Genomic DNA, 13,569 nt, shown 5'->3' on the forward strand with positions numbered 1-13,569 from the left:
TATCTTATTATATTTGTTTTTTGTAAACCCATATAAAGAACTGATAACAAGAATGTACAGCTGTTCTGAAAAACTCAATATCCTAACATGACTAAAAACTTACAGCACACAGATGAAAATGATTTTCCTGTTGAAAAGATTTTTACCAACTTACTATGGGGTGATCTCATCTTAAATGATGTTACCAAGGAAAATATCATACAGATAAAAAATGATATCTTAAATCGGGTGATCAACAGAGCGACGTTCTATGGACCTGTAGGTACGGGGAAAACGACGACAGGCTCTTTGTTGGGCAAGATTTTGAAGCAGAATGTTTATAGGATAAATGCGCCAAAATTACCGTTATACAATCTGGTTGAAATGAAGAATTATTTAAATGATTTTTTCATTAAGGCAAAAGAGAATGCCTGGATTATTGTACTTCATGAACCTTACCTCTTGTTCAGAAACCATGAGACTGAAATCTCAGAATTTCTTATTGGAAAAATTAAAGATTTTCCAGGGATATTATTGTTCATCATTAATGGAGAAAGTCAGGAAGGCGATACATTTTATAATAAAGATTACAAAACTATTGTCTTTTCAAAGCCTAACGCACAGGAAAGATTAATGCTTTGGAAAGAATATCTGGAATTCAATCAACTGGGGCAATATGTACAGGATGCTGATTTTTTAGCAGATCTCTCTGGAAATTTTGCTGTGACAGGCGGCCAGATTGTAAATGCTATACGTTGTGCTGCTGTTACCGCTTTAAAAAGAAGCAATCCGCCTTTGGTTCAGAAAAAAGATTTGGTGGATGCTATTACAGGTGAAATTCAAAAATAAAGTTAGCTTATTTATTTTATAGGTCCAGACTGTAAAGATAATGTTCAGAAGAATATTAAATTCCTTTTTTCCCATCCAGAATCATCTGAATCATTTTGATCTTTCTGTTTTCTCTGGTCTCCGACTTTTTAGCTTCTTCAATCCAGCGGATGTATTCCTTTTTATGGGTGTAGCTCATTTTGTCGAATAAAGCTTTAGCTTCAGGATTTTCAATAATTACGACCGCAATATCCTCAGCAATTTCTACAATCCTTTCTTCTTTATCTTCTATTAAAGAAACGGAAACCTCATCTCCGAAGGTTTTACCAAGCTGTTGTCTGACTTCCTGTGTTAACCCTAAAATATGACTGTCCGATTTCATTTTGGCAAGACTTCCGCGGTATTCAATCTTATTGTCGAACATCGCTTTTACTTTTACCAATCCTTTTTTATTGAACAGCTCCTCTGTAGAGAAAGGGAATGTTACAAAAGCAGCATTCATCTGTCCGTTTTGCTGTATAATGGCAACAAATTCTATGAATGGAGGATTCATGTGATAAAATGTTTTAGTTTTCAAAAATAAAAAAACCGTGAAAGTAAATTTCACGGTTTCAAAAATAGATCAAAAAAGATTATTTTTTCTTTATTTTCTTAGGAGTTACTGTAGTCCCAGAATTTTTACTTTTTGTGTCAGCTGGAGTGTTTTCATCTCTTACAAGCTTCAATTCGTCAACGATTCTTCTTGCACCAGCATATTTGTCGATAGTCCAAAGAACAAAACGAACATCTACGTTGATCGTTTTCTGCCATTCAGGTTCGAATACGATATCACCGCTTAATGCTTCGCTGTTTCCGTCGAATGCAATACCGATAAGGTTTCCATCACCGTCAATTACCGGAGAACCAGAGTTCCCACCTGTAATATCGTTGTTAGAAAGGAAGTTTACAGGCATATATCCTGCAGCATCAGCATATTGTCCGAAATCTTTAAGGTTATAAAGATCGATCACTCTTTGAGGAAGATCAAATTCTTCGTCACCTTTCTTGTATTTTCCAACAAGACCAGTCATATCTGTATAGTAGTTATCAGTAACACCGAAGTAGTTTCTGTCGTTTCTGATAGGTAATTTATCTACAGTACCGTAAGTTAATCTCATGGTAGAGTTAGCATCCGGGTAGAATTTTTTCTCAGGCATAGCTTTCATTAATCCTGCTAAGAACATACGGTTCTTTTTAGCAAAATTATCGTCTACATTAACAAATCTTTCGTTGCTCATTTTTTGATCAGCAACAATTCCGTTAGCAGCTTTCAAAAGTGGATCAGCATCTAGCTTTAATGCATCCGGATGTAACAAGAAGTTGGTAGCAGATGTTTTGTTCGCAAAAATAGAAGAGTAAGCAAGGTTAGAAACCGTTTTTACATCTAATCCTAAAATAGTAGCAGAAGCGATGTCTTTGTTTTTTACTCTTGTTTGGTAAAGATTAACCATACCAGTTAACATTTCCCCTTCAAGATTTGGATTGAAGTTTTCATAAGCTGCCTTAATAGCGGCTTCAGTTTTAGCCTTCATAGCCAGTCTGCCTTGCATATCCTGAGCTGCATATGCCTTAAGAACAGATCCTACTTGTATTGCAAGAGATATATATTTAGCGTTTCTTGAGAATTGAGACGCATAATTTCTTTCAACATTTCTGTCAGAAACCTGCTTGTAGTAAGCCTGAATATCTTCTAATATTCCGTCATAGGAATCATTTCCAGCAAGCATAGACCATTTTCTGAAGATATCTTCTGTCTTTTGCTTGTCAGCAATAGTTCCGTTCTTCTCTACCGCGTCAATCGTTCCTTGTCTGTTTTTCCAGTAGTTCGCTACAGAAGCATATTGAGAAGCATAGTTAAGCTGAGTAGCTTTATCTTTATCCATGTATTTTTTCATTACATCCATGGCTAATTTAGAAGCTTCAACCCAAGCCGGGTAATCTTTGTTTACCATTTGCTCGATTCCGTAAGAAGTCAGGTAACGGTTTGTTCTACCTGGGTAACCTAAGATCATAGAGAAGTCACCTGGCTTAATTCCTTTAAGAGAAACCGGAAGGAAGTGTTTAGGCTTCAAAGGAGTGTTGCTAGGAGAATATTCAGCAGGGTTTCCTGCAGCATCGGCATATACTCTGAATACAGTGAAGTCAGCAGTATGTCTTGGCCATTCCCAGTTATCAGTATCTCCTCCGAATTTTCCTAATGATGAAGGTGGAGCACCTACCAATCTGATGTCTTTATAATCCTGGTATACGAAATAGTAGAATTCATTTCCGTTGAAGAAATCTCTTACCACTACCGTATATTTTCCGTTTTCAGAGTTTTCTGTCTGAATCGCTTTTGTTTCAGCATCAATGACAGCTTTTCTCTCTGCTCCGGTCATATTGTTGTTCAGTTTGGCGTTGATTCTTTGTGTAGCATCATCCATTCTAACCAAAAATCTTACATAAAGATCCTTTGCATTGAACTCGTCTTTCTGTTTCATTGCCCAGAAACCATTCTTCAAATAGTCTTTTTCAGGAGTTGAAGCAGCAGCAACAGCACCGTAACCACAGTGGTGATTCGTGAATATAAGTCCTTTATCAGAAACAATTTCTCCCGTACAGAAACCACCGAAACTTACGATAGCATCCTTTAAGCTTGAATTGTTCACTGAATAAATTTCCTCAGGCGTAAGGTGTAGACCCTCTTTTTGCATATCAACACCGTTAAGTCTCTTGATGAGCATAAGCAGCCACATCCCCTCATCCGCCCTCATCTGAGCAAAGCCCAGCAAGAAAGTGAATAGTAGAAATAGTCTTTTCATTTATAAAATAATTTTTGTGTCGCTAATTTACTAATTTTTACGAGATTCTGTCCCGGGTTGGTATGAAAATGGGATGATAATTCACATGAAGAAAATACTATTATCACTTTTAACCGTTTTATTTTTAGGAGTTATTTTAAACTGTTCTTCAATGCCGGATAAAAATCCTCATCTTCAAAGACAATGGATGATGGTCTCTTTCGATGGCTTTTCCAAAGATCAGCTTATCGCCAACAAAGCTGAGATCAACCTGACATCCAGTGTTGTTAATGGTGAAATTCAGGGAAGTGCTTACATGGGATGCAACAGAATGACTTTTACTTCCAAATTTAAAAAAGGAGGTAAAGTGAAGATATCTCAGGGAGCAAGTACAATGAAAGCATGCGAGGACGTAAAGCTGGAAACAGCCTTTCAAAAGAAATTTGAGACAATGACCAAGTATTCCATAGAAGGACACTTTTTGACCCTGTCTGATGGCAAAGGAAATACCATGAAGTTTGTGGCAGCAGATTGGGATTAGTAAAGAAAAATGCTATATACAACAAAAGTCCGCAGTGTTGCGGACTTCTTTTTTGTTTGAAAAATCTAGCTTGGTTATCAGCTTTTTTGCGTGGTTATTAGTTTTAGCGGTTACTAGTTTTGTAAGAGGTTATCAGTTTTAAAAGCCGTTCTTTATTTCTTCCAGAGTGCAGGATTCGGCTGCCTGGTAATGGTCGTATTTGTGTTCCTAGAATTTATAATATTGTAATATGCCTGTCTGTTTATATTGATTTTGCGCTGCTGTATCAAGAAGAGGAGCAGAGCTATCTTCTTAATGGTTGTAAGAAAAAAGTAATGGAATATACAATGCTATTATCCAATAGGAGAAAAACAGGGGACAATAAGTAATTTTTTCGTCATAGATAGCAATTTATTGGTTATTGGATGTAGATCCCAACTATAGGGAACTTTGGGAAGACTAAATTACTTCCAATCCCAATCTGATGAGCAGATAATAGACGAACAACAAAAATAATAGACCAACGGCATTTTATTCCCTTTTAGGAATGAAAGAAAGACAGGTTATTTTTATAAGCTCTTCCGATGGGAAGCCTTATCTGATGGGCCAATTCTATTTCATGATAGTTTTTTCCCCGGATGAGATGACGAGGAACGGCATAACTCCGATGTATTCTTACAAAAGAGTCAAAGAAGTTTTTTTGTAGCAGATTTCCCAAAGAATTTAAAATACAATAGTTTTTTTCTAAAGTAATAATACGGGTATAATCTTTTAAAGCTTCCAGATACAGGATATCTTTCATTTTGATCTGCAGGATATTTCCACCTTCTTTGATGTTGATGCAGTTTTCTCCTACCATTGCATCATAGCATTTACACTTTTCTTTCACTTCAAAAAAATCAAAAAGCTTCTCCATAGAATGATGAAACCGCTCCGAAGTTAAAGGTTTGGTGATGAAATCTAATGTGTTGATTTCGAAAGTTTTCGCAGCTTCTTCAGGATGGGAGCTCACAAAAATGCAGACCGGTATTTTGTGTGCCCTTTTTCGGAGCTCAAGACCACTTATACCCTTCAGATGGGTTTCCGTTATAAGCAAATCGATAGGAGCATCAAGGTAGGGAATTGCTTTTTCTGCCGAGTCATAGGAGCCGACAATCTCAATACTTTCATAAGATTTGATATAATGCTGAAGAACCAGCCTGTCCAGTTCATCAGCATCAATAATCATACATCGAATATGGGTCATCATGATTTTCTGGATATTAATTCTTAATTTAAATAGTTGAAAATCAGAAAATAATTATATGAAAATAATGATTTTTTGTCAAATAGTCTACAGCCAAACTTAAATTTATATTAAAAAATGTTATTAAATACAATTTGATTTTGTTTTTTTTCGGAAAAATATTAACTTGTAAAAATCATAAACATAGATAGAACTTAATGTTAGAAAAGAAAGAACATAATTATGAGAAAGCAGTCCTTGTGGGGGTTATTACCCAAAATCAGGATGAAGAAAAACTGACGGAGTATTTAGATGAACTGGAGTTTTTAGCTTTCACAGCAGGCGCAACAGTAGAAAAGCGTTTTACTCAAAAATTAACTCAGCCGGATTCCAAAACCTTTATCGGGAGCGGAAAAGCCATAGAGATCAAAGAATATGTAAAAGAAAACGAGATCGGAACTGTTATTTTCGATGATGAACTTTCCCCTTCACAGCTTAAAAATCTGGAAAGAGAGATGGAAGTGAAAATTCTGGATAGAACCAATCTTATTCTGGATATTTTTGCCCAAAGAGCGCAAACTTCTTATGCAAGAACACAGGTGGAATTGGCTCAATATCAATATCTTTTACCACGACTGACAAGAATGTGGACCCACTTGGAACGTCAGAAAGGGGGAATTGGGATGAGAGGTCCCGGAGAAACGGAAATTGAAACCGACCGTCGTATTATCCGTGACAGAATTACCTTACTGAAGGAAAAGCTGAAAACGATCGACAAGCAGATGGCTACGCAACGTAATAACCGTGGAAAAGTGGTGCGTGCAGCGTTGGTAGGATATACCAACGTAGGAAAGTCTACGCTTATGAATTCTATTTCGAAGTCTGAGGTTTTTGCAGAAAATAAACTATTTGCGACCCTTGACACAACCGTAAGAAAAGTGGTGATTGGAAATTTACCGTTCCTTCTTACTGATACGGTAGGATTTATCAGGAAACTACCTACACAGCTGGTAGAGTCATTCAAATCTACTTTGGATGAGGTTCGTGAGGCCGATCTTCTGATTCATGTGGTTGATATTTCGCACGAGAGTTTTGAAGATCATATAGAATCGGTGAACCATATTTTAATGGAAATCAATGCTCATCAGAAACCGATGATTATGGTTTTCAATAAGATTGATGATTTCAGCTATGAGAAAAAGGAGGAAGACGATCTTACTCCTTCAACCCGTAAAAACGTTTCTTTGGAAGAATGGACAAAAACCTGGATGGCAAAATCTAAATATCCAACAGTTTTCATTTCTGCGTTAACGAAGGAAAACTTCCCTGAAATGAAGAAAATGATCTATGATGAAGTCATGAAAATTCATATTTCAAGATTTCCTTACAACGATTTCCTTTTCGAATATTTTGATAACGACGAAGAAGAAAACAATTAATGAAATATCATTTTTTCCTTTTATTCATGATGCTTTCGGTTTTCGGGTTCAGCCAGAAACCGAAGGTTGATCTAAAAGCGATTGAGAAAAGTCTCAAAAGTTCTGATTCTCCGTACAATTACGAGAAACTGATCTTTAAGTATAAAGGTTATCCAAAATCTTTAGATAGTATAGAAGCACAATATCTGTACTATGGAAGAAACTTCAGAGATGATAAGGTCCTCACAACGAGTGACAGTTTCAAAAGCCTAGCGGAAGCTTTTAAAGGAGGAAACTTCGCAGACTGCATCAAACAGGGAAAAGCCTTGTATGATAAAGATCCTACCAACCTCGATATTCTGCTTATTCTTCTCAGAGCATATGACGCGTTAAAAGACGGGAACAATTTTATGCATCATCTGAACCAGTTCCGATCTCTTACAGATGGGATCAAAAGTTCAGGAGATGGAAAATCCGAGAAAACAGCATATTTCGTCAACTCCGTGGGAGATGAATATATTTTGCTGAATATTCTGAACATCGGACAGGATTATACCAGAAATTCTAAAGTCGCCAAAGACGGAATGTACGACATTTGGGAGAAAGGCGGCCAACAGACTTATATTAAAATACTCTATTTAGACTAAACCAATTAATCTCTAAAAAACACTTAGTGGAATTATATTATTCATTTTCAGCATTAATCGTATTAGCATCCATATTTGCCTATCTTAATTACAGATTCTTAAAACTTCCGAGTACAATCGGAATCATGGTGATTGCCATCGTGGTTTCTATTTTCCTTGTAATGTTCGGAGAAACAGTACTTCCAAGAACTTTCGGACACCTTCATAATCTGATGAGCAGCATAGATTTTACGGAGGTTCTGATGGGGGCAATGCTTAATTTTCTTCTCTTTGCAGGGGGAATTCATATTAATATTAATGATCTGAAAGAGCAGTTTAGACCTGTAGTGATATTTTCCACGGTGGGAGTTGTGATTTCCACTTTTGTAGTAGGATTCGGAATGTTTTATTTGCTGCCTTATGTTGGCATTCAGCTTCCGTTTATCTACTGTCTTGTGTTTGGAGCTTTAATTTCCCCTACCGATCCTGTAGCGGTTCTGAGTGTTCTGAAACAGGCCAAAGTATCCAAATCCTTGGAAACCAAAGTAGCCGGAGAGTCACTTTTTAATGACGGTATGGCGGTAGTGGTTTTTACGGTTGTTTTACAGCTTGCGATCGGAAAAGAAGTGGATTTGGGCGTTGAAAGTATCGGGCTGCTTTTGATTAAAGAAGCAGGTGGCGGTATTTTACTGGGAGTTCTGCTGGGTTGGGTTACCTCAAGGCTTATGCGTGAAGTAGACGATTATATTATCTCTGTATTGGTAACGCTTTCGGTAGTGATGGGAGGTTATCTTATTGCCCGACAGATGCATATTTCAGGACCATTGACGATGGTTGCAGCAGGACTTTTTATGGGGAATTTTAACAGAAGTTTCAAAATGAAATCTGTAACGCAGGATTATCTGATCAAATTCTGGGAGCTTATCGATGAAATTCTGAATGCCGTTTTATTCCTTTTTATCGGATTCGAGCTTTTAATGATTAAAGATCTTAAGCACTTTATGATTCCTGGGTTGCTTGCTATTGTTGTTGTTCTGTTTGCCCGATTTATTTCGATCTGGGGACCTTCAAAAGTCTCCTCACTAAGAAAAAGCTTCAGTCCACAAACGGTAAAAGTTTTGGTTTGGGGAGGAATTCGTGGTGGAGTTTCCATAGCGTTGGCGATGTCCATTCCCAAAAGTGAATACAGTGAAATTATTTTAAGTATTACCTATTGCGTAGTGGTATTCTCAATTATTGTACAGGGACTTACCATTGCGAAGGTGGCTAATCCTAAGCAGATCAAAGAAGAAGAGGAAGAAAGTGAGAGTATTACTATTGAAGAAAACGCATAGCGATCGATGAAAGATATAATTAAAGAAATACAGGAAGCATTAGCCGTTTTATCCATTCCGGAAAAAGCGGATTTCTTTCCAAGATTCTTCAAGACTGGAAAAGGAGAATATGGTGAAGGAGATCTTTTCTTGGGTGTAAAAGTACCAGATCAGCGTTCTGTAGCAAAAGAATATTATTCCAAAATAGATCTCAAGGATCTCAGCTCGCTCATTTCTTCTGAATACCATGAGCACCGTTTAACGGCAATTTTCATATTGGTTTCTAAGTTTGAAAAAGCGAAAGATCCCGAAGAAAAAGAGAAGGTGGTCCAGTTCTATTTGAACCATTTGCCTTATATCAATAATTGGGATATTGTAGATTCAAGCTGTTATAAAATATTGGGGAGATATGCTTTTGAAAATCAGAAAGAACACCTTTTAAGAGAGCTTTCAGACTCGGAAGAGATGTGGCATAAAAGAATTGCAGTGGTAGGAACGATGCATTACATCAAAAAAGGATCATTTGGTCTTACAAAAGAATTCGTAACCAGAAACTTAAAGCACCCTCATGATCTCATGCACAAGGCCAACGGATGGCTGTTGCGGGAAATGGGAAATAAGAATGAAGGAGAGCTGATCAGCTATCTGAATCTCTACTATAAAGAAATGCCGAGAACCTGCCTTCGGTATTCTATAGAGAAGCTGGATGAGGATCTGCGTCAGGATTATCTGAAAGGACGGATCTGAAAATAAATAAAATAACCACTGTATCAGCTTCCGTAAAAAGTAGCTGAAAACAGCCATTTATATCTAAAAAATCAAAGATTATAGGGATGTAAAGCCAGAATTGAGTAATTTTGTGTTTTTAAGCCCAAATCATGAAAAATTTTCTCAAATTATTTCTGCTTTTTTTTCCTTTACTTTTCCTGACAAGCTGTTTCGATATTTTGGATAAAGTGAATCTGAAGGCAGACGGAACCGGTGAATATACAATCATTCTCAATGCCAGTAAAAGTAAAACAAGACTGGCTTCAATTTCTAAAATGGAAACCATAAACGGGAAGAAAGTTCCCAAAAAGCCTGAAATTGAGAACAAAATTAATGAAGCTGCCAAAATTTTCAAAAGCACTCCAGGAATCAGCAATGTGAAAACGTCCATGGATTTTGATAACTATATCATTAAACTGAGCTGTAGTTTCAAAAAAATTGAAAACATCAATGCAGGGCTGGAAAAATTGAAAGCTCAAAACATTCTGGGAAAAATGGTCCCTACACAAATCTACAGTCAAAACATCGAAAAAAAGATCTTCACAAGGAACAAAGTAAATACCTTCAAAGCAGATTACGACAAGATGAGTAAAGCAGACAGAGAAGTCTTTAATGATGCGAAATATACTTCCATCATGCAGTTTGAAAACGCAGTGAAGTCGCAAACCAATACAGCCTATCTTCTTTCTCCGAACAAAAAAGCACTCAAGCTCGAAGCCGATATTCTGGACTTGATCTTTCAGAAAAAACAGATACAAAACACCATTTTATTTCAATAAATTTCTACCCTGTAATCATGAAATCGATCTTACTAAAAACACAAAAAATATTTTTTCTGCTTTTGAGCTTCACATTGGTTTTTGCCCAAAACAGTATGAAAATTCCGAGTGATGCTGTATTTTATATGGAAGTTAACGGAAAGCAGCTGAACAATAAAATCAATTGGAATAAATTGAATCCCTTACTGAATGAATTAAGCAAAAAGAAGGAAAAACTTTCCTGGACCGATTATTCTAAAACGGGAATCAAGTACGACGCAACTCAATATCATTATGCGAGTTTTAATGATTCTATAAAGACCTATAATACTCATTTTATTATTGATAATAAAGAAAAGTTTCAGGAATTTGTTAATTCTGTAAAGAAAAAAGGACTAGAGATTTCCAAAAAAAGCAACTATTCTTACGTAGATATAGACGATGATATTTTTGTAGCCTGGAATGGAAGTCGCGCTGTCCTTAGTTTCGTAAGTTACACGAAGCCTTATAAAGATATTTGGAAAGATGAAGCAGTGGCTGATAGTGCTGTAGCAGTGGCTGTTGATAGTGTTGCTGTAGATGCTGCCGATAGTGCCTATATTGAAGAACCGGAGAAACCTTTTGATTATAAAGATGAAATAAGAAATCTAAAAGACGATATCAAATACCTAAAAGAAAGTATAAAAGATAATAATCTTGAAATAGCAAGAATCCAAAAGGATATCAAATATCTTCAAAAGCACCATCAATATCCAAAAGAAAAAGAATATCCGGAAAGCCCGGAGCAAGAAGAAGAGCAACCGGCTTATGACGAAACCGAAACCGATAAAGCCTTCCAAAAAGAACAGGATTCTATTCGCAGAGAGAACTATAAAATTGTCAAAAAACAGGCTGAGAATCATTTTGATCAATATTTCAGCTCAAATCTGACTATTGAAGCTCCTAAAGATATGCTGGCCTTCCGGGATGATCATTCTGACGTTTTTGTATACACAGATTACGGAAGGATCGTTAAAGAAGGGATCTATGGTAAAACAATGAAGCTGTATGACTTCGGGCAGGTATTTCAGAATATGTATAACTCCAGTACGGCATACAACCTGTATTTCGATAAAGATAAAGTAAGGTTAGTCAATAATTATCAGCATAAAAATCCGGAAATCCAGAAAAATGTATCCGCGATTTACAAGGGCAAGAAAAACAGAAAACTTCTGGATCTCATTAATGATAAAAGTGTTGGATATTATGCTGTGAATGTAAACGGAGGTAAATGTTTCGATCTGATGTACAGCCTTCTTCAGGACTCTGGTGAAACAGAATACAAAAAAGAAATGGAACTGATCATGGAAACCATGAAGATTGTTCTGGATGAAGAAGCCATTGCCAAAATTGCCCCAGGAAACGGAATTTTTGTATTGAACGAGTTGAAATCTAAAACAGTTGAATACACAGATTATGAATACGATGCCGACTTCAATGAGAAAGAAGTAAAGAAAACCAAAGATATCGCTGTTCCGAACTTTACTTTTGCTTTTGCAACAGAAAACGAAGGCTACTGGAAAAGGATCTTCGAATTGCTGACCACCAATAAAAAATTGGCAAAGAAGTTCTCTAAAAAAGGAAATTTCTACACATTCAAAGATGAAAAATCGGGAGGATACCTGGATCAGTTGTTTTTTACTGTAAAAGATGGAGTAGTATATCTGATGAGCTCTACGGAAAACATTCTTCCTACAAGTCAGTCTGAAGTTTCCAGAAAGTGGGCCAAAGATTCTTCAAAATATCCTCTGTCGGGAAGATTGGATCTGCAAAAGCTGCTTATTGGTTTGGATAAAGAATTTAAAAGCCCGTCTGAAAGAAAAACACTGGACTTTCTGAGAAAAAATATAGGCGAAATGTATTATAAAACAGAAGTGAAAGGAGAAAGTATTCAGACCGAAATGAATTACAACATCAAAGGCTCTTCCGAAAACAGTTTGATGTATTTCTTTGAACTGTTTGATCAGATTTTTAAAAACAAAGAATCTGAGAAAAAAGCCCAGATTTTATAAATGAAGAAAAAGAAGATTATTGTCCCGTTTATTTTGCTGCTGCTCACGGCGGCAGCGCTCTATCTTGTTTTTTTTCATAAGGATAAAACCCTTAAATACATCCCTGAAAATGCCGATGTAGTGATTTTGCTTGATGTAAAGAAATTAACAGGACAGTATATCTACAGTATGCTAACACATCCCTCAAATTGGTCGGGAGACAGCACTCAGAATAAAAAATCAATGTCTCTACAAGATTCCGGAATCAGAATTCCGGATTTTTTGCAGGTTTTCCATCTCAAAAGTTCAGGTTATTCAGAATGGTATTCTGTAATGGAACTGAAAGATCCGTTGGAATTTTTAATCTTTTTAAAGTCTCAAAAATTTGTCAATAAAGGCAATAACCATTTCCGGAAAGATCAGCTTTTTATTGTTGTTGAAGGAGATCGCTGTATTATAGGGACTTCGGATAAAGCTTTTGCCACCATAAAAAAACAGCTTTTGGACTCTTCTGATAATAAAACATGGGATGCAGAATATTTTATCAAGGGAAGCGTGGGAAGCATTTCCTTTATTTCAGGTCAGAGGTTTCAAAATTTTAGTATTGATTTAAAAGACGATGAAATTGAGATTAAAAATGATTCAGATTCTCAGATCTTAAACGGGACAAATTTCCCGATTCAACATAGAAATCATTTTCTTGAAATGGAACTGGATGCTGAAAGTGTGAAAAAATGTGCTCACTTTTTTAATAAAAGTATTTCAGACTCCGCACAGATCAATCACATTGTAGGAATGGTAGATCTGGAACATGTAAACGATACGATCATCAGTTACAGCTATGACGATAATTTTAATGAAGTTGAGAAAAAGACAATCCAAAAGCTTATACAACCGAGTTATGTTATTGGTATAGAAAGTAAAGATCCCGAAAGAGTATGGGAATATTTTCAAAACAGAAAATGGATCAATGCTCAGAATCAATTCACGCTTATTCCTTTTCAGCCTAATATGATCAACAGGATCGGAAAGGGAGTTGTCATTCGTTCCGCCACAAATTTAATTCCGTTATCACCGCGGTTGAATGAAAATTATATTCTCATCAGAAACAGTGCTCTTCTGCTGGCTTCTCGGAAAAATTTAGATGAAAAAGAAAAAAGAGTCATTTCAGATATAGAGTATATCCTTTATCGAAACAAAGGCATGGAATATTCTGTGAAAGTGAAAGCCAAAAAAGGTGAGTTTCCTTTAATTTTGAGGTGGTAATTTCTTTAATTATTAAAAA

12 protein-coding genes are annotated in these 13,569 nt (G+C 36.2%); 9 read left to right on the forward strand and 3 right to left on the reverse strand.

All coding sequences use genetic code 11. The features are described 5' to 3' along the window. Window positions 1-87 precede the first annotated feature (87 nt). The gene (locus tag ACQ76T_RS14410; protein WP_431343998.1) at window positions 88-828 is read left to right on the forward strand and encodes an AAA family ATPase; all 741 of its coding nucleotides are present in this window, start codon (window positions 88-90) and stop codon (window positions 826-828) included. Between the two features lie 55 nt (window positions 829-883). On the opposite strand, the gene ACQ76T_RS14415 is transcribed toward ACQ76T_RS14410, so the two are convergent. Both ACQ76T_RS14415 and ACQ76T_RS14420 read right to left on the reverse strand, forming a co-directional pair. Beyond that, the gene (locus tag ACQ76T_RS14415) at window positions 884-1,360 is read right to left on the reverse strand and encodes a DUF1905 domain-containing protein (RefSeq protein WP_431343999.1); all 477 of its coding nucleotides are present in this window, start codon (window positions 1,358-1,360) and stop codon (window positions 884-886) included. A gap of 79 nt (window positions 1,361-1,439) precedes the next feature. Continuing rightward, window positions 1,440-3,647, reverse strand: a complete 2,208-nt coding sequence (locus tag ACQ76T_RS14420) for a S46 family peptidase (protein ID WP_431344000.1) — start codon at window positions 3,645-3,647, stop codon at window positions 1,440-1,442. Between the two features lie 85 nt (window positions 3,648-3,732). Here ACQ76T_RS14420 and ACQ76T_RS14425 point away from each other — a divergent pair, with 85 nt between their 5' ends. Then, window positions 3,733-4,167: an META domain-containing protein gene (locus ACQ76T_RS14425; RefSeq protein WP_431344001.1), complete on the forward strand. Its 435-nt coding sequence runs from the start codon at window positions 3,733-3,735 to the stop codon at window positions 4,165-4,167. Window positions 4,168-4,687: 520 nt separating this feature from the next. On the opposite strand, the gene ACQ76T_RS14430 is transcribed toward ACQ76T_RS14425, so the two are convergent. After that, complete coding sequence (locus ACQ76T_RS14430; RefSeq protein WP_431344002.1) at window positions 4,688-5,395, reverse strand: LytR/AlgR family response regulator transcription factor; 708 nt, start codon at window positions 5,393-5,395, stop codon at window positions 4,688-4,690. Between the two features lie 194 nt (window positions 5,396-5,589). Between ACQ76T_RS14430 and hflX the strand changes: the two genes are divergently transcribed. From hflX to ACQ76T_RS14465, 7 genes are all read left to right on the forward strand, one after another. Continuing rightward, a complete protein-coding gene (gene hflX / locus ACQ76T_RS14435) occupies window positions 5,590-6,810 on the forward strand; it encodes a GTPase HflX (RefSeq protein ID WP_431344003.1) in 1,221 nt (406 codons plus the stop codon). Next, window positions 6,810-7,436 carry a DUF4919 domain-containing protein gene (locus ACQ76T_RS14440; protein ID WP_431344004.1) on the forward strand — a complete coding sequence of 209 codons (627 nt, stop codon included), beginning with the start codon at window positions 6,810-6,812 and terminating at the stop codon, window positions 7,434-7,436. The genes hflX and ACQ76T_RS14440 overlap by 1 nt, the downstream gene beginning before the upstream one ends. Before the next feature lie 26 nt (window positions 7,437-7,462). Next, on the forward strand, window positions 7,463-8,749 hold the full coding sequence (locus tag ACQ76T_RS14445) for a cation:proton antiporter (protein WP_431344005.1): 1,287 nt from the start codon (window positions 7,463-7,465) through the stop codon (window positions 8,747-8,749). Between the two features lie 6 nt (window positions 8,750-8,755). Beyond that, window positions 8,756-9,475, forward strand: coding sequence for a DNA alkylation repair protein (locus ACQ76T_RS14450; protein ID WP_431344006.1), 720 nt, complete (start codon window positions 8,756-8,758; stop codon window positions 9,473-9,475). A gap of 131 nt (window positions 9,476-9,606) precedes the next feature. Continuing rightward, a complete protein-coding gene (locus ACQ76T_RS14455) occupies window positions 9,607-10,275 on the forward strand; it encodes a hypothetical protein (RefSeq protein ID WP_431344007.1) in 669 nt (222 codons plus the stop codon). A gap of 95 nt (window positions 10,276-10,370) precedes the next feature. Next, entirely contained in the window at window positions 10,371-12,305 is a 1,935-nt protein-coding gene (locus ACQ76T_RS14460; RefSeq protein WP_431344008.1) for a hypothetical protein, read from the forward strand. Beyond that, window positions 12,306-13,550: a hypothetical protein gene (locus ACQ76T_RS14465; protein ID WP_431344009.1), complete on the forward strand. Its 1,245-nt coding sequence runs from the start codon at window positions 12,306-12,308 to the stop codon at window positions 13,548-13,550. Window positions 13,551-13,569: the final 19 nt, after the last annotated feature.

Origin of the sequence: Chryseobacterium sp. JK1 (assembly GCF_050632815.1) — a bacterium.
Taxonomy (GTDB): domain Bacteria; phylum Bacteroidota; class Bacteroidia; order Flavobacteriales; family Weeksellaceae; genus Chryseobacterium.

Excerpts from the sequence above, each read along its gene's own strand:
- ACQ76T_RS14410 (WP_431343998.1), top strand. The coding sequence starts at position 88 with ATGACTAAAAACTTACAGCACACAGATGAAAATGATTTTCCTGTTGAA.
- ACQ76T_RS14415 (WP_431343999.1), bottom strand. The coding sequence starts at position 1,360 with ATGAATCCTCCATTCATAGAATTTGTTGCCATTATACAGCAAAACGGA.
- ACQ76T_RS14420 (WP_431344000.1), bottom strand. The coding sequence starts at position 3,647 with ATGAAAAGACTATTTCTACTATTCACTTTCTTGCTGGGCTTTGCTCAG.
- ACQ76T_RS14425 (WP_431344001.1), top strand. The coding sequence starts at position 3,733 with ATGAAGAAAATACTATTATCACTTTTAACCGTTTTATTTTTAGGAGTT.
- ACQ76T_RS14430 (WP_431344002.1), bottom strand. The coding sequence starts at position 5,395 with ATGATGACCCATATTCGATGTATGATTATTGATGCTGATGAACTGGAC.
- hflX (WP_431344003.1), top strand. The coding sequence starts at position 5,590 with ATGTTAGAAAAGAAAGAACATAATTATGAGAAAGCAGTCCTTGTGGGG.
- ACQ76T_RS14440 (WP_431344004.1), top strand. The coding sequence starts at position 6,810 with ATGAAATATCATTTTTTCCTTTTATTCATGATGCTTTCGGTTTTCGGG.
- ACQ76T_RS14450 (WP_431344006.1), top strand. The coding sequence starts at position 8,756 with ATGAAAGATATAATTAAAGAAATACAGGAAGCATTAGCCGTTTTATCC.
- ACQ76T_RS14455 (WP_431344007.1), top strand. The coding sequence starts at position 9,607 with ATGAAAAATTTTCTCAAATTATTTCTGCTTTTTTTTCCTTTACTTTTC.
- ACQ76T_RS14460 (WP_431344008.1), top strand. The coding sequence starts at position 10,371 with ATGAAAATTCCGAGTGATGCTGTATTTTATATGGAAGTTAACGGAAAG.
- ACQ76T_RS14465 (WP_431344009.1), top strand. The coding sequence starts at position 12,306 with ATGAAGAAAAAGAAGATTATTGTCCCGTTTATTTTGCTGCTGCTCACG.